Origin of the sequence: Labrenzia sp. VG12 (genome assembly GCF_002237595.1) — a bacterium.
In the GTDB taxonomy this organism is placed as follows: Bacteria; Pseudomonadota; Alphaproteobacteria; order Rhizobiales; family Stappiaceae; genus Roseibium.
Genome location: NZ_CP022529.1, coordinates 2,326,489 through 2,346,054, shown reverse-complemented (window position 1 = coordinate 2,346,054; position 19,566 = coordinate 2,326,489). Strand labels below are relative to the sequence as shown.

22 protein-coding genes are annotated in these 19,566 nt (G+C 61.1%); 12 read left to right on the top strand and 10 right to left on the bottom strand.

The genetic code is table 11. The features are described 5' to 3' along the window. Nucleotides 1-59 precede the first annotated feature (59 nt). Nucleotides 60-503, top strand: a complete 444-nt coding sequence (locus tag CHH27_RS10990) for a hypothetical protein (protein WP_157738865.1) — start codon at nt 60-62, stop codon at nt 501-503. Nucleotides 504-539: 36 nt separating this feature from the next. Here CHH27_RS10990 and CHH27_RS10985 read toward each other — a convergent pair whose 3' ends face one another. Next, complete coding sequence (locus CHH27_RS10985; RefSeq protein ID WP_094071625.1) at nt 540-1,436, bottom strand: LysR substrate-binding domain-containing protein; 897 nt, start codon at nt 1,434-1,436, stop codon at nt 540-542. Nucleotides 1,437-1,603: 167 nt separating this feature from the next. On the opposite strand from CHH27_RS10985, the gene CHH27_RS10980 reads away from it, so the two are divergent. The 6 genes from CHH27_RS10980 (at nt 1,604) to CHH27_RS10955 (ending at nt 7,975) form a co-directional block, all read left to right on the top strand. Beyond that, complete coding sequence (locus CHH27_RS10980) at nt 1,604-2,734, top strand: TauD/TfdA family dioxygenase (RefSeq protein ID WP_094071624.1); 1,131 nt, start codon at nt 1,604-1,606, stop codon at nt 2,732-2,734. Further along, nucleotides 2,731-3,501 (top strand): class II aldolase/adducin family protein, encoded by a 771-nt coding sequence (locus CHH27_RS10975; RefSeq protein ID WP_094071623.1) that lies wholly within the window; start codon nt 2,731-2,733, stop codon nt 3,499-3,501. Before CHH27_RS10980 ends, CHH27_RS10975 begins: the two co-directional genes overlap by 4 nt. 458 nt (nt 3,502-3,959) lie before the next feature. After that, on the top strand, nt 3,960-4,595 hold the full coding sequence (locus CHH27_RS10970) for a DUF998 domain-containing protein (RefSeq protein WP_094071622.1): 636 nt from the start codon (nt 3,960-3,962) through the stop codon (nt 4,593-4,595). 402 nt (nt 4,596-4,997) lie between these two features. Continuing rightward, the gene (locus tag CHH27_RS10965) at nt 4,998-5,591 is read left to right on the top strand and encodes a DJ-1/PfpI family protein (RefSeq protein WP_198338394.1); all 594 of its coding nucleotides are present in this window, start codon (nt 4,998-5,000) and stop codon (nt 5,589-5,591) included. A 294-nt stretch (nt 5,592-5,885) separates the two neighbouring features. Continuing rightward, nucleotides 5,886-6,236 carry a ribbon-helix-helix domain-containing protein gene (locus tag CHH27_RS10960; RefSeq protein ID WP_094071621.1) on the top strand — a complete coding sequence of 117 codons (351 nt, stop codon included), beginning with the start codon at nt 5,886-5,888 and terminating at the stop codon, nt 6,234-6,236. A 92-nt stretch (nt 6,237-6,328) separates the two neighbouring features. Further along, nucleotides 6,329-7,975 carry a hypothetical protein gene (locus CHH27_RS10955; RefSeq protein ID WP_157738864.1) on the top strand — a complete coding sequence of 549 codons (1,647 nt, stop codon included), beginning with the start codon at nt 6,329-6,331 and terminating at the stop codon, nt 7,973-7,975. On the opposite strand, the gene CHH27_RS10950 is transcribed toward CHH27_RS10955, so the two are convergent. From CHH27_RS10950 to gatC, 5 genes are all read right to left on the bottom strand, one after another. Continuing rightward, nucleotides 7,941-8,354 carry a hypothetical protein gene (locus CHH27_RS10950; protein ID WP_157738863.1) on the bottom strand — a complete coding sequence of 138 codons (414 nt, stop codon included), beginning with the start codon at nt 8,352-8,354 and terminating at the stop codon, nt 7,941-7,943. The two genes, CHH27_RS10955 and CHH27_RS10950, sit on opposite strands and share 35 nt — an antisense overlap. A gap of 160 nt (nt 8,355-8,514) precedes the next feature. Further along, on the bottom strand, nt 8,515-8,988 hold the full coding sequence (locus CHH27_RS10945) for a ribonuclease E inhibitor RraB (RefSeq protein WP_094071618.1): 474 nt from the start codon (nt 8,986-8,988) through the stop codon (nt 8,515-8,517). A 56-nt stretch (nt 8,989-9,044) separates the two neighbouring features. After that, nucleotides 9,045-10,151, bottom strand: a complete 1,107-nt coding sequence (locus CHH27_RS10940) for an NAD(P)/FAD-dependent oxidoreductase (RefSeq protein WP_094071617.1) — start codon at nt 10,149-10,151, stop codon at nt 9,045-9,047. Nucleotides 10,152-10,350: 199 nt separating this feature from the next. Beyond that, on the bottom strand, nt 10,351-11,835 hold the full coding sequence (gene gatA, locus CHH27_RS10935; protein WP_094071616.1) for an Asp-tRNA(Asn)/Glu-tRNA(Gln) amidotransferase subunit GatA: 1,485 nt from the start codon (nt 11,833-11,835) through the stop codon (nt 10,351-10,353). Between the two features lie 48 nt (nt 11,836-11,883). Next, on the bottom strand, nt 11,884-12,171 hold the full coding sequence (gatC, locus tag CHH27_RS10930; RefSeq protein WP_094074670.1) for an Asp-tRNA(Asn)/Glu-tRNA(Gln) amidotransferase subunit GatC: 288 nt from the start codon (nt 12,169-12,171) through the stop codon (nt 11,884-11,886). A gap of 165 nt (nt 12,172-12,336) precedes the next feature. Here gatC and CHH27_RS27650 point away from each other — a divergent pair, with 165 nt between their 5' ends. The 4 genes from CHH27_RS27650 to CHH27_RS10915 all read left to right on the top strand — a co-directional run bounded on the left by CHH27_RS27650 (nt 12,337) and on the right by CHH27_RS10915 (nt 15,782). Beyond that, a complete protein-coding gene (locus CHH27_RS27650; protein WP_157738862.1) occupies nt 12,337-12,705 on the top strand; it encodes a darcynin family protein in 369 nt (122 codons plus the stop codon). Beyond that, nucleotides 12,698-13,288 (top strand): TetR-like C-terminal domain-containing protein, encoded by a 591-nt coding sequence (locus CHH27_RS10925; RefSeq protein WP_198338393.1) that lies wholly within the window; start codon nt 12,698-12,700, stop codon nt 13,286-13,288. The genes CHH27_RS27650 and CHH27_RS10925 overlap by 8 nt, the downstream gene beginning before the upstream one ends. Nucleotides 13,289-13,441: 153 nt before the next feature. Next, a complete protein-coding gene (locus CHH27_RS10920; protein ID WP_094074669.1) occupies nt 13,442-13,936 on the top strand; it encodes a YHS domain-containing (seleno)protein in 495 nt (164 codons plus the stop codon). 1,048 nt (nt 13,937-14,984) lie between these two features. Beyond that, nucleotides 14,985-15,782 carry a siderophore-interacting protein gene (locus CHH27_RS10915; RefSeq protein WP_094071614.1) on the top strand — a complete coding sequence of 266 codons (798 nt, stop codon included), beginning with the start codon at nt 14,985-14,987 and terminating at the stop codon, nt 15,780-15,782. A 59-nt stretch (nt 15,783-15,841) separates the two neighbouring features. Here CHH27_RS10915 and CHH27_RS10910 read toward each other — a convergent pair whose 3' ends face one another. Further along, nucleotides 15,842-16,861, bottom strand: coding sequence for a 1-aminocyclopropane-1-carboxylate deaminase (locus tag CHH27_RS10910; protein ID WP_094074668.1), 1,020 nt, complete (start codon nt 16,859-16,861; stop codon nt 15,842-15,844). A 153-nt stretch (nt 16,862-17,014) separates the two neighbouring features. On the opposite strand from CHH27_RS10910, the gene CHH27_RS10905 reads away from it, so the two are divergent. After that, a complete protein-coding gene (locus CHH27_RS10905; protein WP_198338392.1) occupies nt 17,015-17,479 on the top strand; it encodes an Lrp/AsnC ligand binding domain-containing protein in 465 nt (154 codons plus the stop codon). A gap of 23 nt (nt 17,480-17,502) precedes the next feature. On the opposite strand, the gene CHH27_RS10900 is transcribed toward CHH27_RS10905, so the two are convergent. Genes CHH27_RS10900 through CHH27_RS10890 form a run of 3 tightly spaced genes read right to left on the bottom strand, consistent with a single transcriptional unit; the run spans nt 17,503 to nt 19,517 of the window. After that, on the bottom strand, nt 17,503-18,126 hold the full coding sequence (locus tag CHH27_RS10900) for a LysE family translocator (protein ID WP_094071612.1): 624 nt from the start codon (nt 18,124-18,126) through the stop codon (nt 17,503-17,505). A 56-nt stretch (nt 18,127-18,182) separates the two neighbouring features. Then, on the bottom strand, nt 18,183-18,767 hold the full coding sequence (locus CHH27_RS10895; protein ID WP_094071611.1) for an HD family hydrolase: 585 nt from the start codon (nt 18,765-18,767) through the stop codon (nt 18,183-18,185). Further along, nucleotides 18,768-19,517, bottom strand: a complete 750-nt coding sequence (locus tag CHH27_RS10890) for a pyridoxine 5'-phosphate synthase (RefSeq protein WP_094071610.1) — start codon at nt 19,515-19,517, stop codon at nt 18,768-18,770. Nucleotides 19,518-19,566 lie beyond the last annotated feature (49 nt).

Genomic DNA, 19,566 nt, shown 5'->3' with positions numbered 1-19,566 from the left:
CTTGAAAAGTCCCGGCGTTTGCCCACGTTGAAGCGAGGCAAATGTCAGGCGGGCATCCGGTGTACGATCACAAGAAACGGCTTGAGTGGTTTAGAAGCGCTGAGTTCGCGATCCGATGGCGCATTATCCCCGGGCTGTTTCTTGCGGCAGCAGCAATAGCCTATCTCTACTTCTATTCCGGCTTTGCCGAGGTCACGGCCGTGATCACCAGCGTCGAGCGCTCCTGTGTCGCCAGGAAGTCGAAGGGGACGCTGAAGTCGCGCCGGGTTGAAACCAGGGACATTGATTGCGCCCTTCTCGAAACGCCACTTGCGTGTGACCTGGAGCGCCAGGGATTTCGCTTCGATGTGTCCAGCGATGTAACCTTCAACTACACCTCACCGGTGAACGGACGGCGGTTGCAAGGGTTCGGAACTGTTGGCGAGGCAGATCTCGCCCCGGGTGACAGGATCAGGATCGGGGCCTCAACGTCAAAACCTCACGTTTATATGGTCGACTGGTAGTGGTGTTGCGTGTGTTTGGCCGTGCGGCTTGCGCAGCTATTCGCTATCGGCTGCCTCTTTCAGCCACTCCACCAGCATCTCCGATGTCTCCCGGTTCCGGCTCCTGTGCGACAGCACCGCGTGATAGGCGTTGTTCGGAGTGAGCGGCGGCAGGCCGGCGGGGATGAGCTGGCGATTGGCGACATGGTCGCCGGTGATCGCGCGCCAGCCGAGCATGACACCATGACCGGAGAGGGCCGCCTGGGTGGCCTGGACGTAGTTGGAAAACCTGAGGCCCTTGGCGGAGCCGGCTGCCTTCTGGCCGGTGCGGGCGAGATAGTCGGCCCAGGAAATCCAGCGACGGTCACCGGTCTCCACATGGATCAGAAAAGCCGTGCCGAGGCTGCCACCGGTCTCCTTGAGGCGGCGGACATAAGAGGGGGCGCAGACCGGTTCGACCCTCTCGTGAAACAGCAATTCGACGGCGCCGTCCTCCCAGCGGCCGTCGCCATAGCGCATGGCAATGTCCGTGCCGGGTGCAAGGCGCGGTGTTTCCTGCACTGACGTCAGCACGTTCACTGCCACATCCGGATGCTCCAGGTAAAAGGCCTCCAGCCTGGGCATGAGCCAATAGGTGGCAAACCCCATGGTGCAGGCGACCGTCACCGTTGCGCCCGTCGGATCGGCAAGGGCCCTGATATCGTCCAGGGCCTCGGTCAGCCGTTCCCGGTTTTCGACAACGGCCCGGAACAGGATCGCTCCAGCCTCTGTAAGGCTGGCAGGCCGGGTGCTGCGGTCAAGCAGCGGCGCGCCGATATGGGCCTCCAGCTGTTTCAGGGACTGGCTGACCGCCGACAGCGAGACATTGAGTTCGCCGGCCGCGGCCTTGGCGCTGCCGGCGCGCTGGACGGTTTCAAAAACTGCCAGCAGCCGAAGGGGTGGCAAGCGGTCCATGTAATGCCTCAAGTTAAGTCATGGCTTAAGTTAAGTTTCGATTTTATCGTCTTTTCAAATCGCTTTTGCAAGCGCATTTATCTTTCAAGATCATGAATTTCAATCGCTTCTCGCAGTCTGGCTTGTGGAGCCCTTGCGGGAGGTCTTCTTAAGTAAAGGACTGGACGATGCTGGGGACGGGCGACGCGGGTGTGCTGCTGCGCGAGCAGGGGCTTGATGTGCCCATGAGCGACGGCAAGACGGCCTATTTCAACTACTACTGGCTGCGCGACAATTGCCCGAGTTCCTTCGATCCGGAGACCCGGGAACGGGTGTTTGACGTCTTTGACATGGCGGAAGCCCCGAGAGCAGCCTCGGCCGCGATTTCCGGTGGGGTGCTGGAAATCCACTGGCAGGGCTCCGGTCATGTCAGCCGTCTGCCCGTGGACCAGCTGTCCGCCTATGCCGGTGGCTCAAGGCGGCCCGACAAGGCCAACCTGCCGCGCAAAGCCTGGTATGGCGATCACTACGACGAGATCGCACGCTTTGCCCATGCCGACCTGATGGCCGACAGGAGCCATATTCGCGACTGGGCCGAAGCCATGCTGACCGATGGGGTGGCGCTGCTGACCGGTCTGCCGGACACGGACGAGGCGCTGACAGATACGGCCGGTCTGATCGGGCATGTGCGGCCGAGCTATTTCGGCAAGGTGTTCGAGGTGAAGACCCATATCAAGCCGACCAACCTCGCCTTCACTTCCAAGGCGCTGCCGCTGCACACGGATCTGCCGGACGAGGATCTGGCACCTGGCATCCAGTTCCTGCACTGCCGGGCGAACACGGTGGCGGGCGGCAACTCGATCTTCGCCGATGGTCTGGCCGTTGCCGAGGATTTCCGGGCGCTCTATCCCGAGGAATTCAAGCTCCTGGTCGAAACCGATGTGCCCTATTTCTGTGAGCATGACAGCTTCGACATGCGCGCCCGCCAGCGCGTGATCGAACTGGATGCCCATGGCAACATCTCCGGCGTCACCATCAGCCAGCATCACGCGGACATTTTCGACCTGCCACAAAAGGATCTAGACCGGTTCTACCCGGCCTTTTGCCGCTTCGGCCGGATGATGCGCGACGACAAGTACCTGATGCGCTTCCGCCTGAACGCGGGCGAGTGTATCGTCTTCGACAATCACCGCATCGTGCATGGCCGCGCTGCCTATTCGGCCACGAGCGGCAGCCGGCACCTGCGCGGCTGTTATACCGATCGGGGCGAATTGCGCTCCACCTACCGGGTTCTTGCCGGGGAAAGGCGGTTCAAATGAGTGTCGTGACAGACGTTGCCTTCAAAGGGGCTGCCGACCGGCAGAACGAAGAGGCGCTGCGGGAGGATCTTGCGGCAGCGTTCCGGATCGCGGTTCGCATGGGCTGGCATGAATCCGTCGGCAACCACTTTTCGGCCGCCGTATCCGAAGATGGCGCCACCTTTCTGATGAACCCGAAATGGCGGCATTTTTCCGAAGTCCGGGCCAGTGATCTCCTCCGGCTCGACGCCCATGACGACACGGTCATGGACGGGCCAGATGCCCCGGATGCCTCGGCCTGGTGCATTCACGGCACGGTGCACCGGACCAACCCCAAGGCCCGAGTCCTGTTTCACGTCCATCCGCCCCATGCCACCGCACTGGCCTGCCTTGCCGACCCGTCGATGAAACCGGTCGACCTCAACACGGCACGCTTCTTCGGCAAGGTGGCGGTCGATCTCGGATTTGGCGGCATGGCCGACGAGGCGGAGGAGGGGCGCCGCATCGCCGAGACGCTGGGTGACAAACCGGTGCTCGTGATGGGCAATCACGGTGTTTCGATTGCGGCCGAAACCGTCCCGGAAGCCTTCGAACATCTCTATTTCTTTGAGCGGGCAGCGGAAATCCTCCTGAAGGCCTATGCCAGCGGCCAGCCGCTGGCGGTGATGTCCGACAATCTTGCCGCCAAGACCGCCGCGGAGTGGGAGCCCTACAAGGGCATGGGGTATGAACATTTCGACTACTGGAAACGCCAGCTCGACCGGACCGAGCCCGACTACAGGGACTGAGGGCTGATTTCGGGGCCTTTGTGCGAACCACCATTGTCCTCCCGGATTGGCACTGCCAGGTCCGGGATCCAGCAGACGCAAGCGCCCGCAGCTCCAGCCGCCACAGGGGTTACTTGGTCCCGGATCTCCGCTGCGCTCCGTCCGGGATGACAACGGAGAGATTGCAATGTGGCACTGGTCTCCCGGATTTGCGCACCGGGAGACCAACCCCACACCAACGCTCTCCTCAACCAACAATCCCGGTAGCCGGTATGATGGCAAGACCAGGGTCCTGAAGGCCGTGTGGTGGGGGGATCGACACCTTATGGCGTGCTGGGTCCCTGCCTTCGCGGGGATGACAAGGGGAGAGGGGGCAGCGCCGCCGACAGGTATGCCTTCGCGGGAAAGGACCAGTTTCGTCCCCGGGTAATGAGGTTGATTTGGATGATTGCAGCCTGGCGGCGTGTTAAGCGTCGTTGATGGCGAAACTCAATCCTCTCATCCTGTTGCCGCTGCTGAGTTTTCTCTGGCTCGCGACTGGCGTTGTCCTGGCGAGCCTTTACTACCCGGGCTACGACCATCTCAGCCAGTTCATGAGCGAGCTCGGAGCAACCGGAACGCCCCATGGTGCCAGGGTCAATCTTCTCGTCTTTGCCGGGGCCGAGGTCTGGGTGCTGCTGTTTGCGGCACTGGCTGGAAGAAGCCTCATTGGAAACGGCGTTGCCTTTGCCGGACTGCTGCTGCTTGCGGTCTATGCGCTCCTGCTATTGATCGCGGCTTTTTTCCCTTGTGATTTCGAGTGCCGGCCGGTGGAGCCGTCCCGATCGCATCTGATCCATGTCAGTGCCGGAATGTCGGCCTATGCCGTGGGGCTCTGCGGTCTCTTCCTGATCTCGACCGGCTTGAGGCGGGACGGGCGCGGTGCAGTGTCAAACCGAACAGCCGGTGTCCTGGTTCTAGCAGGAGCAGGACTGTTGGCCGGCACGGTTCTGTCGCAGGGTTATGCGGGTCTTTTCCAGAGAGTGCTTGAGGGGCTGCTCTACCTCTGGATGATCCGGATCGGGGTCGCATTGTCCCGTCAGGCCACGCAATCTCCGTCGGGTCGGGCGATGTGAGGTATGCGTCATGGCTTGACCCGATGCCGCTTGACCGCAACGTGCTGAAGAATTCCCGGCCTCACCTGCTTACCCCGGCAAAAATCAATACTGCATGGACGGTGCCGACCGGTGGATGCCACCCCGGACAAGCGCAGCGCAGATCTGGGGCCTACTCGCCGGTCCTCGCGCCAAATCTGAAGGTGCTTCTGAAGCCGGACTTGCCACACGCCATTTCTCTGGAAATGAGTGGGCCCCGGGTCTCGCTGCGCTCGCACGGGGTGACACCGAAGATATGGGTTTGCATGTGAGTGACAAACGCGCTCAGCAACATTTTCGCCTGTAGTACTCGCCTAATACCCGTTTCGTTTCTTTGCCTGCTAGCGTTTGTCCATCGCTTTTTGCCAAGCTGGAGGACAGAGCATGAGTGCGACGAAGATCCTGATGATCACAGGGGATTTCACCGAAGACTATGAAACCATGGTGCCGTTTCAGACCTTGCTGGCCATGGGCCATGAAGTCGATGCGGTCTGCCCCGGCAAGAAGGCCGGCGAGACGGTTGCCACCTGCATCCACGATTTCGAAGGTGACCAGACCTATACGGAAAAGCGCGGTCACAACTTCACCCTGAATGCGAGCTTCGCGGACATCGACGTGGCTGCCTATGATGCGCTGCTGATCCCGGGTGGCCGGGCACCGGAATATCTGCGCCTCGATGCGAGTGTTCTTGCCGCCGTCAAACATTTCATGGACGAAGGCAAGCCGGTGGCCGCGATCTGTCACGGCGCCCAGATCCTGACCGCTGCCAAGGTGATTGAAGGCCGGACCGTCTCCGCCTATCCGGCCTGCCGCCCGGAAGTCGAGCTTGCCGGTGCCACCTATGCCGACATCGCCATCGATGGGGCTGTCACCGATGGCAATCTTGTCACGGCACCCGCGTGGCCGGCTCATCCGGCGTGGCTTTCCCAGTTCAACGCGCTGCTGAAGGGCGCAGCGGCCGGGTCGCTGGCGGCGTAGCAAGCAGCGCCTGCCATACTCAGAGCTTCATCCTGAGACAGCGCTGACGCGCTTCCTCAGGATGACGTGGTGGGCCTGGCGGAGAACGTGCACTGGTACGTCCCCTTCCTCTTGTGGGGAGGGCAGGGGGGCTTTGCCGCTTCTGCCAGTTGTTCGGCGTCGTCAAATACCCCCATCCCTGACCCTTCCCCACAAGGGGGAAGGGGACTAGGCTGCCGTTCTGGCGAAAGTGTGCGTTCCCCCGTCCAGCTGCTGCCGGAACGATTGCAAGCGAAATGCCCAGAGGAAACCAGCATGTGCAAACTCTTCATCGAAGCCGATCCGGCGCTTTGGGAAAGCACGACCAAGTCGCTCCGGATCGACGGCATGGTGACCTCCGTGCGCCTGGAGACCTTTTTCTGGAAAGTGCTCGATGAAATTGCGGCACGCGACGACATGAACGTGGTGCAGCTGATCACCAGGCTGCATCACGAAAGCATCGATGCCGGCCATGATCTCGGCAATTTCACCAGTTTTCTCCGGGTCTGCTGCGGCCGTTACCTGGCCCTTCAGCTTTCCGGCGACGTGCCCACCGACACGCGCCTGCCGATTGCCGGGCTCGATGCGGATGACATTCTGGAGGCGGAAAGCGGTCGGGTGCACTAGCCCGAAATGAGGCGGGGTGCAATCCGACACAGGCTGGTGCATAACAGCCGGATTTCGAAACAGATCCGACTTTCTTGTTGTGTGCACTCAAAATGACATTTGCCAGCCTGACCGCCGATACTGCCGAAGCCTTGAAACGTTGCATTGGCACTAGACAGCCCCGGACGAACAGCTCTCAAAGGGAAACACTATCCGGTAATCCGGCCATGAGCCTGTCGGCATGCCTTGCCCAGCATGATCCGGCCCATGTCGGGCTGATCGAGACGCAATTGCGCAATCTCGTTGCAGACCTGGTCGGGAAGTATGATCCCGGCATCCTGAGCAATCTCCGCCTGCTGCCACTGCCGCGCTTCAGTCAGGAGCGCGAGACTGCAAAGGCCAATTTGCTGGTGGCATCCCGGCCGGAGGTTGCGCTTGCCTTGTCGACTCACAGATCCGGCTTCGTGCGTGAAATTGCGCTTCGGCACGTCAGGTCCATAGATAGTGCGTTTGAATTTGCGCTCGTGTTGAGACGGATGAATGACTGGGTGCCTGAAGTCCGCTCGGCGGCGGTCGAGCTGGTGGAGCGCAGCCTGTTCTCGGAGACAGCAGACACGAAATCCGTTCGGGCAACTGTCTCCGGCTGCCTGGAACTGCTGCTTTCTGCCAACGAGCTTGGCCGGGCCGACTCGGTGAGCCGCAGGGTTCTTGATCGCCTCCTGACAGATACCGGATGTCTTGATGAATTGAGCGCGAACCTGATGTCCGGCCGGCAGAATAGTGCGCCGAAATTGTTGAAGCAGGCGCTGAAGCGCGCGCTTGTCGTCGAACACCTTCCTGGGTTGGCGCTGGGCGCCAGGCATCCGGCAGTAAGGCGCGTGGCACTGAAGGCGCTGCTGGACGGTCGCTTTGTCTGGAAAGCCTATCAAAGTCTCCGGCAAACCAGTATCGAACTGGCGGTAGGCAAGGATGAGCTTGCCGAGACCGGGCTCAGGGACAGGTCTGTCGAGGTGCAGGACGTCGCCTTGCAATACATCGTGAACACGCCGGACAGCAGGCTCAACCGCGAGGAGACGTTTCGAGGCCTTCTGTCTTCACGTCACCCTTGCCTGACGGACAAGGCAAGCTTCGGTCTGGCTCGACTGCTCGGCAAGCCAGAAATCGTGGCGGAATGCAGCGATTTGCTGCTGTCAGAACCGGAGCCGCCCATCTGGGCGGCGCGTATCCTGGCGCGCTACGGCAACACCAGGGATCATCAGATCATCCTTGCGGGGTATGAACGGCTTTCGTTGCGACCGGATCTGGTGTGGCTGGACCTCCTGGCAAAACTGGAAGACGTGCAGGCCATCGAAACTCTTCTGGACATTGCCGTTCATCATCCCGATCTGGCATGTGCCCGGCAGGCATCCAGGGCGTTGGAGAGCACGCGGTTGCAAGCGGACGTGAAGGTCCTCGCGGAAGTGATGCGGCGGGGAAAGGGCGAGTTCCACGCGAGAAAACTTCGACACATCGCGGGGCGTTGCAGCGCAATCGATATCGTGCGGTTGATACTTCTGCAGACGCGCCATGATCCGGAGGCAGACCGGGAGCCGCTGTGGGTCCTGGCTGGCCGCAAGATTGTCCTCGGCGTCTTCAATCCGCTGCAATCCGAGCTGGATGCACTGAAGAGCGATCTTGTGTCTGCCGACCCGGATTTGCGCGACAGGGTGGAGGATTTCTTGTGGCTCAGCCGTTTCGAAGGCAGGCAAGAGCCGACCTGAGCTCTTGCCTTTCCGGGGCAAATGTCGTGGCTCCATCGAGTTTGCCGAATTCATCGGCCAGGTCATCCATATGCCGCAGCACGGCATTCAGGATCGTCTGGAGATTGACGAGGACCGATTTGGGGAAAGGGTCGCAATCGATGATGATCTTCACGTTGTCGCCCAACGGGGTAAAGGAAATCTGCAGGGGCTGGTCGGGGAAATAGGTGCTGAAAGTCCGGCCGCCGGCAGCCTCGACAAGCCCGTTGGCGATGTAACACCAGAGCTGATCTACAAGATCCCAAAGCTCGGTGCCAAGCAGTTCAACGCCATCAATGATCAGACTTATGGCACCGTCGATGTAGTGCGGATCGTCGAGAGGCCCGTTGAACTCGGCCACTGGCACAAATGTTCCGGACAGTTTGAGATCGGTCCGAATCTCGATTCCGTGCAGACGTGTTTGCATGGCAGGACAAATGAACCCGTGTTTCCTGGAAAGGGGAGGGCGTTCTGGAGGCTGTGACCGTGGGCAAGCGCCGAGGTCCTCCGGGCGCGATGGCTCAGGCGCTGGGCGGCACCTCGGCGTGTGACCAGCCTTTGTAGCTCCAACCGAACTCATGCAGAAAATCGTTCAGTTCAAGGGTCCGCCTGTTGAACACGAGGGAGCTCAGCTCGGCTGTTTCATCGAAGGACATGGACGTGCCGTCCGGTGACAGTTCAAAGCCTTGATAGCGGTTCTTTTCAAGGGCAGTGCGGAGTGCTTCGGCGTCGGGAGTGGGCGCCGTTCCGGAAAAGGTCGCGGTGTGTCTGATGGGCTGCGGGACCTTGAGATCGATGCCAAGCTCCAGCAGCGCCTGCTTGATGTCGTCATTTGCTTCCTTGGACCCGTGCCAACGGTTCTGGCCCGCGTAGATTGTCTGGAAATTGTCGTCGCGAAGCTCCTCGGTGGAGGAGGAGAAGCGAGGCAGTATCTGCCAGATGACAATCGGTCCCATCAACAAGGCGGCGAGCGCCGCATAGAGCAATAGATCCATGACTTGATCCTGAAAAAAGAATGAGAAAAGGGCGTGTGCGGAATACTCGGAGGAGGTCAGGCGGTACCCAACCTCATTTTGACCTCGTTCGCAATGGACAGGGACGCGGTCAGGCCGGGGGACTCCATACCGTAGAGCGCAACCAGTCCTTCAAGCCCGTGCGCCTCCGGTCCGTCGATGCGGAAATCCGCGGCCGGTTCGCCGGGGGCAGCGATTTTCGGGCGGATGCCGCTGTAGTCCGGGATCAGCGCTTCGTCTTGAAGATCCGGCCAGTAACTGCGGATGGCGGCGTAGAACGTGTCGCCGCGGGACGGATCGACCGCATAGTCCCGTTCCGTCACCCATTCGACGTCGGGTCCGAACCGGGCCTGGTGTTGCAGGTCGAGCGTCAGGTGAACGCCAAGGCCGCCGGGTTCGGGGACCGGATAGATCAGCCTGGAAAAGGGAGACTTGCCCTGCAGCTTGAAATAGTTGCCCTTGGCGAGGAAGGCCTTCGGCGCCTTTGAGGCAGGCAGAGCTGCCATGAGGCCCGGTGCGTCGTGGCCGGCGGAGACGATCAGCTCCCGGCAGGTGAGCGCATAATCACCGTCATCTTCCGTTGAGATATCAACCCGATAGCCTCCGGCCGGGTCCGGCGCGATCTGCGTCACGTTTGTGTTCAGAACCACCTGACCGCCCCCGGCGCCAAGGCCGCCCTCAAGCGCCAGCATGAAGCCATGGCTGTCGATGATGCCTGTGGACGGGGACAGCAACGCGCCGGCGCCTTCAAGGGCCGGTTCCAGCTCCAGCATTTGCCGCCGGTCCAGAAACGTGAGATCCGTGACCCCGTTGTCAGCCGCCTTCTTTTTCAGGGCCTGCAGCTCTGAAAGCTGGTCATCGTTGGCCGCGACGATCAGCTTGCCAAGACGCTCGTGTTCAACGCCGTTTTCGGCGCAAAAGTCATAGAGTTGTTGTTTGCCTGAGACGCAGAGCCGCGCCTTGAGACTGCCCGTCGGATAATAGATGCCGGCGTGAATGACTTCCGAATTTCGGGCGCTGGTTTCCGACCCGATCAGGTCGTGGCGCTCCAGCACGAGCACTTCCTTGTCCGCTTGTGCCAGGGTGCGGCCGATGGCAAGGCCGATGACGCCGGCGCCGATGACGATGGTTTCGATGTCAGGCATGGTCACCTCTGCTTGTCATCCCGGGCGCAGCGCAGCGAAGGTCCGGGACCCGGGAGTTCCGGGTGGCCGCAACTGGCCGAATGTCCCGGCCATGCGGGGTCCTGGGTTCCCGCTTTCGCAGGAATGGCGCCAGGAAAGCTCCCGAAGCGCGTAGCTGGTAAGGACCTCCCTGCCGGGATCGGCAGGGAGGCTTCGTCGGTTAGCCCCACCATTTCTCCGGGTCGAAGGAGCCGGCAGCGTCCTCGATGACCTGGCCGACCTGGAAGAGCGTGCTCTCGTCGAACGGCTTGCCGATCAGCTGCAGGCCGAGCGGCAGGCCGGACTTGTCGAGGCCGGCGGGAACGGAGATGCCCGGCAGGCCCGCCATGTTCACGGTCACGGTGAAGATGTCGTTCAGGTACATTTTCACCGGATCGGAATGAAGATCCTGATCGGCGACGCCAAAGGCAGCCGACGGTGTTGCCGGGGTCAGGATGGCGTCCACACCATTCTGCCAGGCCAGGTCGAAGTCGCGCTTGATCAGCGTACGAACCTTCTGCGCCTTCAGGTAGTAGGCGTCATAGTAGCCGGCGGACAGCACGTATGTCCCGATAAGGACACGGCGCTGAACCTCTTCGCCGAAGCCCGCGGCGCGGGTGTTTTCGTACATCTCGACAATGTCATTGCCCGGTACCCGGAGGCCGTAGCGAACGCCATCATACCGCGCAAGGTTGGAAGAAGCTTCCGCAGGCGCGACGATGTAATAGGCCGGCAGGGCGTATTTGGTATGCGGCATGGAGATGTCGACGATCTCCGCGCCGGCATCCTTCAGCCATTCAATGCCCTTCTGCCACAATTCGTCGATCTCGCCCGGCATGCCGTCCATGCGGTATTCGGCCGGAATGCCGATCTTGAGGCCTTTCACCGATCTGCCGATGGCAGCTTCATAGTCCGGCACCTCGATGTCGACGGAGGTGGTGTCCTTCGGATCGACGGAGGCCATGGATTTCAGAAGGATGGCACTGTCGCGGACCGTGTGGGCGATCGGGCCGGCCTGGTCGAGCGAGGAGGCAAAGGCAACCACGCCCCAGCGCGAGCAGCGGCCATAGGTCGGCTTGATGCCGACTGTGCCGGTGAAGGCCGCCGGCTGACGGATCGAGCCGCCGGTGTCGGTGGCGGTGGCCCCCATGCACAGGCGCGCGGCAACGGCGGACGCGGAGCCGCCGGACGAGCCGCCTGGCACCAGGTCCTGGTTGGAGCCGGTCTTGCGCCAGGGGTTGATCACCGGGCCGTAGTAGGAGGTCTCGTTGGAGGAGCCCATGGCGAACTCGTCCATGTTCAGCTTGCCGAGCATGACGGCGCCGTCGGCCCAGAGGTTGGACGTGACGGTGGACTCGTAAGGCGGCTTGAAGCCGTCGAGAATGTGGCTGCAGGCCTGGGTGTGCACACCCTTGGTGGCAAACAGGTCCTTGATGCCGAGCGGGATGCCTTCCAGAGCGCCACCGGTGCCGGCGGCCAGTTTTTCGTCAGACGCCTTGGCCATGTCGCGGGCCTGGTCGGCCGTCACGGTGACATAGGCATTGAGCTGGCTGTTGGCGGCTTCAATATTGGCAATGAAGGCGTCTGTCAGCTCAACGGACGTGTAGTCCTTGTTTTTCAGGCCCTCGCGGGCTTCGGCAATCGTGAGTTTGGTCAGGTCGGTCATGAATTTTTCTCAATCGGGGCCTTAGCGGCCAGAAGCGGAACGGACGGCTTATTCGACGACTTTCGGCACCATGAAGAAATGATCTTCGGAGGCTGGGGCGTTCTGGGTGATGTCACCGGCCTTGTTGCCGTCCGTCACGCCGTCCACGCGCTTTTTCATGGTCTGCTCGACGACGGAGGTCAGAGGTTCGACGCCGTCGATATTCACTTCGTCGAGCTGCTCGACAAACCCGAGAATGGCGTTCAGCTCGCCGGTCATGCGGGTTGCGTCTTCGTCGCTCACCTTGATGCGTGCCAGGCGGGCGACGCGTTTCACCGTATCGGTATCAACTGACATATTGTCCTCGTTGGTCTGGCTGGCGGGGCCAGGATCTCCTCTGGCCACGGGCATTGATCCCGGCCTGTTTGCGGTGACCGTGTTGCAAAATCAAGCGGTCCGTCTTGTCTTCCTGCCGAAATTCTCATAATACGGTACTGGCTGTAACCGAAATTGAGTTTTGCCGTGACAAAGACCCTTGATCCGATCCGCCCGCTGCCGATGGCGGCTATTGTCTATCTGGCGTTCGAGCCTGCCTGGCTGGCGCTCTCGCGCGACGAACGAGGCGCGCATGCAGAAAGGATCGGCGCGATCCTGGCGCGTCACCCGAAGGTCTCCTTCGAATGGTTCGATGCCGACGCGCTGGCGGGCGGTTTTTCCGACTTTGCCATCTGCCGGTTTTCCGACATGCGCGCCTATCACCACCTCTGGGAGGAGCTGCGCGATACCGACATCTTCGCGCATCCCTATGCCCGCATCGTCAATGTCACGACCGGCATTGAAAACGGGTTTCAGGATTATGAAGCCGCGTTGGCAGGAGTGGCTGGTGGCTGAGGTCGGCCGTCCTCAAGCGGCCCGGGTGACGGCAGCCCTGCTGGAAGCGACACTCCTAGAACTTGCTGACAACGGCTTCGAGAAGGCGACAATTGCCGCGATTGCCGCGCGTGCGCGCACCAGCAAACAGGCCGTTTACCGACGTTTCGAGACCAAGGAGGCGCTGGTCGCAGCGGCGATTGAAGCGGCGCTCGCTGCGGCCAATCCGGGCCCGCCACAGCGCGGCAGCGTTGCCGAAGATCTGCGGCTTTGTCTCGGCAACACGGCGGCTGCCCTGCAGGAAACCCCGCTCGGGGCCGCTCTCAGAGCCCTGGTGCCGCATCGCCAAATACCGGGTCTGGCCGAAGTTCTGGATGCGGCCGAGGAGGGGCGCCGGCTGATCCTGCGCCAGATCTTCTTGGCGACGCCCTTTGAGGCAGACATGGAAACCCGCATCGACCTGCTACTCGGGCTGATCTATTTCCGGCTGCTGATCCGGGGCCTGAAGGTCACCGAAGCGGATATCGAAACGGCGATCTATCTTGTCCTGGGCCTGGTCGCGCCGCGGGATCCGGAAGGGTTTGCGGGTCTCCCCGGAATGTGATCGTGAGGCCATTCACGATCTCCTCGCCGGGTGCTGTCACTTCTGTGATCAAGGGTGATTGGTCTTCCCGGGCGTCATGGCACATTTTTTAACCAGCGCGGTGCAGGCATGCGCCGGACGCCACGACCCGATCAAATCCTCTTGGAGACGTTGATGCCGCTTTATACGTCCAAATCCGTTCTGCTGGGGCTCACCGCCCTTTTTTCCGCCGCCGCCTTCACCGCTTCGGCCGACGAGATCACCACCTTCACCAAGGATGGCGCTGCCATCGGCGGGACCGACCCGGTCGCCTATTTCACGGAAGGCAAACCGGTCGCCGGTACGGACGAATTCACTTACGTCTTTGACGATGTGACCTGGAAATTCTCCTCCGCCGAGAACCGCGACCTGTTCAAATCCGACCCGGCAAAATATGCGCCGCAATATGGTGGTTTCTGCGCCTTCGGCACTGCCATGGGCTTCAAGGTTCCGGTCATTCCGGATGCCTGGTCGATTGTCGACGGCAAGCTCTACCTCAACAACTCCCACAAGGTTCAGGAACGCTTCGAGCAGGATGTCCCGGGTTACATCCGCAAGGCGACGCTCAACTGGGACATCATCAAGGAAAAGAACCCGAGCGAATTGACCGAGCCGATCATTCGGGATTGATCCCCTCCCTGTATTCTCCTCTCCTTGAGCCCGCCACCAGGCGGGCTTTTTTTGTTTGATTACCAATGGAGTGGGAGCGCTGTTTCAAGCCCTTCGTTGTCATCAACTCATTGCGTTGACGACAGAGGATGAGACGGCGCGGGGGGCGGCCGCTTAGGGACAGTCTCTTAGTTCTGTCAGAAGTGGCGCGTTGTTCCTCCTCAGTGTCACCCCGGCCAAGCGCAGCGCGGAGCCGGGGCCTACTCGCTTGCCTGCTCACTGAAACGCAAGAGGTCCAAAACTCCGAGAAGGCTCCCTGCCAAGTGATCAAGCTCTCTGGAGGCGAGTAGGCCCCGGGTCTCGCTTCGCTTGCCCGGGGTGACACCTGGGGAGTCTCTCTCGAATTGGAAGGGAGGTGGCGAGCATTCGCAAGTGAAGACCAACACGGAAACGCCTTTCTTGAAGGCCCAAGAATGCGCCTGGTGTTATTCCGGCCGCAGCGCGGCGGAGCGCCGGGGTCCAGTAATCATTAGTGGTTCGTTTAAAACTCTTGGGGTGTCGTTCCTCCTCAGTGTCACCCCGGCCAAGCGCAGCGCAGAGCCGGGGCCTACTCGCTTGCCTGCTCACTGAATCGCAAGATGTCTAAAACTCCGAGAAGGCTCCTTTCGAGATGGTCAAGTTCTCTGGAAATGAGTAGGCCCCGGGTCTCGCTTCGCTCGCCCGGGGTGACACCTGGCGAGATCCTCTCGGATTGGGAGGGAGGTGGCTAGCGTTCGCAAGTGAATACCAACACGGAAACGCCTTTCTTGAAGGCCCTGCCAGCCCACTTTGTCTTCCCGGCCGCAGCGCAGCGGAGAGCCGGGGTCCAGTAACCGCACGAGTCCAGGGCAAAACAACTGTTCCTTCGGCGTACTGGGTCCCGGTCTTGGCTGCGCCAAACCGGGATGACAAGGGAAGGGGGCAAAGGCGATGTCGCCTCTCTTCCCCCTTCCTTCAGCCAACCCTCTTTTAATTCCGCACCACAAGTGTTAAATCCTGAGGAATTAATTCAGCATTTAAGAGGTGCTCCTTGGCTAGGCTTCCGAAACGCCGTCCCCGGTTTCTGACTGTCAAAACCGCCTATCATCTCAGCCCGAACCTGATCCGGGTGACCTTTGCCGGTCCCGAGCTGGAAGGGTTTCCGAAGGGCCATCACGGCGCCAATTGCAAGCTTGTCCTGCCGCGCGACGGTGAAAGCCGGGCGGAATTCGAGGCTTATTTTGCCCCGGATGCACCGGAGGAAAAGATCCACGCCGTGCGCACCTATACGGTTCGGGCTTACCGGGAAGACAGCCAGGAACTCGACATCGATTTTGTCGCCCATGGTGACAATGGCCCGGCGACCCGCTGGGCACAGGCCGCCATGCCCGGATCTTTCCTTGGCTTCATGGGGCCGAGCCAGCCGAAGCTGACCGAGTTTTACGCCGACTGGTACCTGCTGGCCGCCGATCTCTCGGCCATGCCGGTGGTGGAAGCCACCCTGGAGGCCCTGCCGTCAGATGCGAAGGGTCTGGCGGTTTTCGAAGTGCCGTCTGAAGACGACATTCGTGACATTGCCGCGCCGGCCGGCATCGAGCTGCACTGGCTGGTCCAGCCGGAACAGCACCGCGCTTCGGCAGCGCAGGTGGATCTCGTCAAATCCCTCGACTGGCCGAGCGGCACCGTCCAGACCTGCATGGCCGGCGAAAGTTCTGTTATCCGCGCCCTGCGCGATCACCTGCACAATGAGCGACAGGTTCCCAAACGCGACACCTATATTTCCGGCTACTGGAAAATTGGTCTGGTGGAGGACGAGCACCAGAAGATGAAGCGGGCCGAGGCGGCCTGAAGGGCCGTGCGAGCATTCAGTGGTTTCCTGAATGCTCTTTTGTCCCGGCTTCGCGCTGCCTAGCCGTCCTTGTAATAATAGCTGTAGCCGTTGAGGGCAGGGGCGCCGCCCAAATGGGCGTAGAGTACCCTTGACCCTGCCGGGATGCCGCCGGTCCTGACAAGGTCGATCATGCCCTGCATCGATTTGCCTTCATAGACCGGGTCGGTGATCATCGCCTCCGTTTTTGCCGCAAGGCGGATGGCGGCATTGGTTTCCTCCGACGGCACGCCATAGGCCGGATAGGCGTAATCCGGGTTGATGAGGATTTCATCCTCGCGCACCGGCCGGCCGAGTTCGACAAGGTCCGCCGTTGTGTCGACGATCTGACGCACCTGTTGCCGTGTCTGGTCCAGGGTGCCGGAGGCATCAATGCCGATCACCCGGTCCGCGCGGTTCTGGTCGGCAAAGCCGACAATCATGCCTGCCTGTGTCGAGCCGGTGACGACACAGACGATGATGTAGTCGAAGGAAAAGCCCAGTTCTTCTTCCTGGGCCCTGACTTCCTCGGCAAATCGCACATAGCCCAGCCCGCCGAACTTGTGCACCGAAGCGCCGGCCGGAATGCCATAAGGGATGCCGCCGCTGTCCCGCACCGACTGCATGGCGTCCTCCCAGCTTTTCCGGATGCCGATGTCGAAGCCATCTTCAACGAGGCGTGAATCGGCTCCCATCAGACGTGTCAGCAAGATGTTGCCGACACGGTCGTAAACAGCGTCGTGGTGCGGCACCCATTTTTCCTGAACCACCACGCATTTCATGCCGATCTTGGCAGCGGTGGCCGCCACCATGCGGGTGTGATTGGACTGGACGCCGCCGATGGAGACCAGCGTGTCGGCGCCCGATGCAATGGCATCCGGCACGATATATTCGAGCTTGCGCAGCTTGTTGCCGCCAAAGGCCAGCCCGGAATTGCAGTCCTCCCTCTTGGCGTAGATTTCCACCATGCCGCCCAGAGCCTCGGAAAGGCGCGGGAGATGTTCGATCGGGGTTGGGCCGAATGTCAGCGGGTAACGTTCAAACTTTTCAAGATTCATGATTGGCACCTCAGTTCGAAAGAGGTCTGAATCATGGCAGCTTCTTTCTGAAAGGTGCTCTCGAAAGTGAGTGTGCTACTGAGTCATTAGGGGGGTGATGTGACGGTAGAATTTTGTATAATTTGAAGAATGGATTAAAAACTGGAAGAATCTTTCATGTCAGATGCGCTCGACCGGATTGACCGCAAGATTCTGAAACACTTGCAGCAGGATGGCCGCCTCAGCAATGCGGATCTTGCCGGTCTGGTCAATGTGAGCCCGGCCACCTGTCACAGGCGCACCCAGCGTCTGTTCGAAGACGGCTATATCAAGGGCGTGCATGCTCAGATCGATCCCGAGCGGGTCGACCGGTCCGCGCTGGTGATCGTCGGTGTGGTTCTGGACCGGTCGACACCCCAGAGTTTTGCGGAGTTTGAAGCCGTGATCCGCAAAGCGGACTTCATTCTGGATTGTCACCTGGTCGCCGGTGACTTCGATTATTTCCTGAAGATCCGTGCGCGCGACATGGCGGACTTTAACAAGCTCCACGGAGAAAAGCTGATCGCGTTGCCGGGCGTCCGGCAAACGCGCACGTTTTTTGTCATGAAGGAAGTGACGGACAATGCGCCGCTTCCATTCTGAGCGGGGAAGGGCGCTCTTGCAGCCTAGCGGCTGGCGGAGGCCAGCGCTGCGCCGAAGCCGACAAACAGGCCACCGGTGACACGGCGTACCCAGAGCATGCGCCTTGCGGAGGTCAGGAAGCGCCGCATGTGGCCGCCGGCAAAGGCAATGGCGGCGTGGTTGGCAAAACAGAGCGCGGCATAGGTAACCGACAGCACGGTGATTTCCAGCAGGTCGATACGGTCGTTCCGCATGAATTGCGGGAAGAGGGCGGTGATCACCAGGATGGCCTTGGGGTTGGTCACGGAGACCAGAAAGGCTTCCAGAAACAGTTTCCAGCTGCTCTTGCGCGCGGTGAGGACGCCGTCCTGCAGCTGGAAGGTTGTCTTGTCGCGCCAGATCTTGATGCCAAGGAAGATCAGATAGGCGGCACCGATGATTTTCAGGACGGTGAAGGCAAGAGCGGAGGCTGCCATGATTGCGCCAAAGCCGAGCGCCACCGCAAATCCGAGCACGACAAGGCCAAGGGCATTGCCGCTGGCTGAAGCAAGCGTTGCGTTGCGGCCAAAGCGCAGCGTGTTCGACAGCGCCAGCATGACGGCTGGGCCGGGGCTGATAGCCGGCAGCAGCGAAACAGCAATGAACAGCAGCCAAAGATCAATCGGCATCGGACAATCCTTCAAGGGGCCTGAAGCGGGGCAGGCCGGATCAGATTAGGGGCCCGTCAGGGCAGGAGGCGGCCGTCCCGGACGGCCTTTGCCAGGAGATCCTGGGCATAGGTCCAAAGTCCGGGGAACGGTGAGAGGCGGGCTTCCTTCGTCTGCCGCATGGTGTCGGCCGACAAGGGTTCATGGGTGGGCTCCGGCTGGCCGGAGGCAAAGACCAGCACCATGGGATGCAGCGCGTCCATGGCATTGGCAAACCGGGCTTCCGGTGTCTCGCCGGCTTCGAACTCGAGCCAGAGGCCCTTGAATTCCGATGCCTGGTCGTCAGGCAGCAGGCCGAACAGTCTCTCGGCAGCCGCCTGTTCGCGCGCCTTGATGTCGGCCCGGTTGGCATCGGTCACCCAATGGTCGCCGGCGTCGATCTCCACAAGGTCGTGAACCGCAAGCAGCTTGATCACATGATGGATATCGGTCCCCGGCAGCGCGTGGCCTGCAAGGGTCAGCGTCTGGAGGATCACATGCCAGCAATGTTCGGCGGTGGTCTCCCGGCGGTTGCCGCCGGCCAGCTGGTTGAGCCGCACCACTTCCTTCAGCTTGTCGGTCTCCAGAAGAAAACCGATCTGCCGCTCCAGCGAAGCCTCCATTCAGACCTCGCCCATGGCGCGGCGGAACCGTTCGACGCTGCCTGCGAAGCCGTGGATCAGGGCATCGGCCGTAAAGCCGTGTCCGATCGACATTTCGCGGATGAAGGGCGCGCGCGCCAGAAGCGCCGGAATGTTGTCGACGGTCAGGTCATGGCCGGCATTGACGCCAAGGCCGTTGGCGCGTGCGGCCTCGGCCGTTGCGACGATCCGGTCCAGTTCCTTGTCGGCTTTCGCCGGATCGTCGAAACAGGCGCCATAGGGTCCGGTATAGATCTCGATCCGTTCCGCGCCGAGCCGCGCTGCGTGCTCCGGTGCCGCCGGGTCCGGATCGCAGAACAGCGATACGGTGACCGCCCATTCCTTGGACGCGGCAATCGCCGTTTCAAGCGCGCCGGTGTCCTTTGAAAAATCCCAGCCGTGATCGGAGGTCGTCTGCTCCGGATCGTCGGGCACGAACAGGACCTGCTCCGGGCGGGCGTCTTCGACCAGCTTCAGAAAATCAGGTGAAGGGTAGCCTTCCAGGCAGAGTTCCTTGTTCGGGAACCGGTCCTCGATCAGTTCGGACAGTTCAAACACATCGGTCTTGCGGATGTGACGCTCGTCCGGGCGAGGGTGCACGGTGATGCCCTTGGCGCCGGCTTCCATCGCAAGCGCCGCCAGACCGGTGACGCACGGCCAGGGCAGGTCGCGGCGATTGCGCAGCATGGCGACGGCATTGACATTGACGGACAGGCGGGAGACGGCGGACATGGCTCGAATTCCGGTTGAAACGGTTGCGATCAAGGTTGAAGGGGTTGGG

Excerpts from the sequence above, each read along its gene's own strand:
- CHH27_RS10900 (WP_094071612.1), bottom strand. The coding sequence starts at position 18,126 with ATGCCGATTGATCTTTGGCTGCTGTTCATTGCTGTTTCGCTGCTGCCG.
- CHH27_RS10960 (WP_094071621.1), top strand. The coding sequence starts at position 5,886 with ATGTGCAAACTCTTCATCGAAGCCGATCCGGCGCTTTGGGAAAGCACG.
- CHH27_RS10895 (WP_094071611.1), bottom strand. The coding sequence starts at position 18,767 with ATGGAGGCTTCGCTGGAGCGGCAGATCGGTTTTCTTCTGGAGACCGAC.
- CHH27_RS10945 (WP_094071618.1), bottom strand. The coding sequence starts at position 8,988 with ATGGATCTATTGCTCTATGCGGCGCTCGCCGCCTTGTTGATGGGACCG.
- CHH27_RS10965 (WP_198338394.1), top strand. The coding sequence starts at position 4,998 with ATGAGTGCGACGAAGATCCTGATGATCACAGGGGATTTCACCGAAGAC.
- CHH27_RS10905 (WP_198338392.1), top strand. The coding sequence starts at position 17,015 with ATGTCAGATGCGCTCGACCGGATTGACCGCAAGATTCTGAAACACTTG.
- CHH27_RS10890 (WP_094071610.1), bottom strand. The coding sequence starts at position 19,517 with ATGTCCGCCGTCTCCCGCCTGTCCGTCAATGTCAATGCCGTCGCCATG.
- CHH27_RS10955 (WP_157738864.1), top strand. The coding sequence starts at position 6,329 with ATGACATTTGCCAGCCTGACCGCCGATACTGCCGAAGCCTTGAAACGT.
- gatA (WP_094071616.1), bottom strand. The coding sequence starts at position 11,835 with ATGACCGACCTGACCAAACTCACGATTGCCGAAGCCCGCGAGGGCCTG.
- CHH27_RS10920 (WP_094074669.1), top strand. The coding sequence starts at position 13,442 with ATGCCGCTTTATACGTCCAAATCCGTTCTGCTGGGGCTCACCGCCCTT.
- gatC (WP_094074670.1), bottom strand. The coding sequence starts at position 12,171 with ATGTCAGTTGATACCGATACGGTGAAACGCGTCGCCCGCCTGGCACGC.
- CHH27_RS10970 (WP_094071622.1), top strand. The coding sequence starts at position 3,960 with ATGGCGAAACTCAATCCTCTCATCCTGTTGCCGCTGCTGAGTTTTCTC.
- CHH27_RS10975 (WP_094071623.1), top strand. The coding sequence starts at position 2,731 with ATGAGTGTCGTGACAGACGTTGCCTTCAAAGGGGCTGCCGACCGGCAG.
- CHH27_RS10985 (WP_094071625.1), bottom strand. The coding sequence starts at position 1,436 with ATGGACCGCTTGCCACCCCTTCGGCTGCTGGCAGTTTTTGAAACCGTC.
- CHH27_RS10940 (WP_094071617.1), bottom strand. The coding sequence starts at position 10,151 with ATGCCTGACATCGAAACCATCGTCATCGGCGCCGGCGTCATCGGCCTT.
- CHH27_RS10980 (WP_094071624.1), top strand. The coding sequence starts at position 1,604 with ATGCTGGGGACGGGCGACGCGGGTGTGCTGCTGCGCGAGCAGGGGCTT.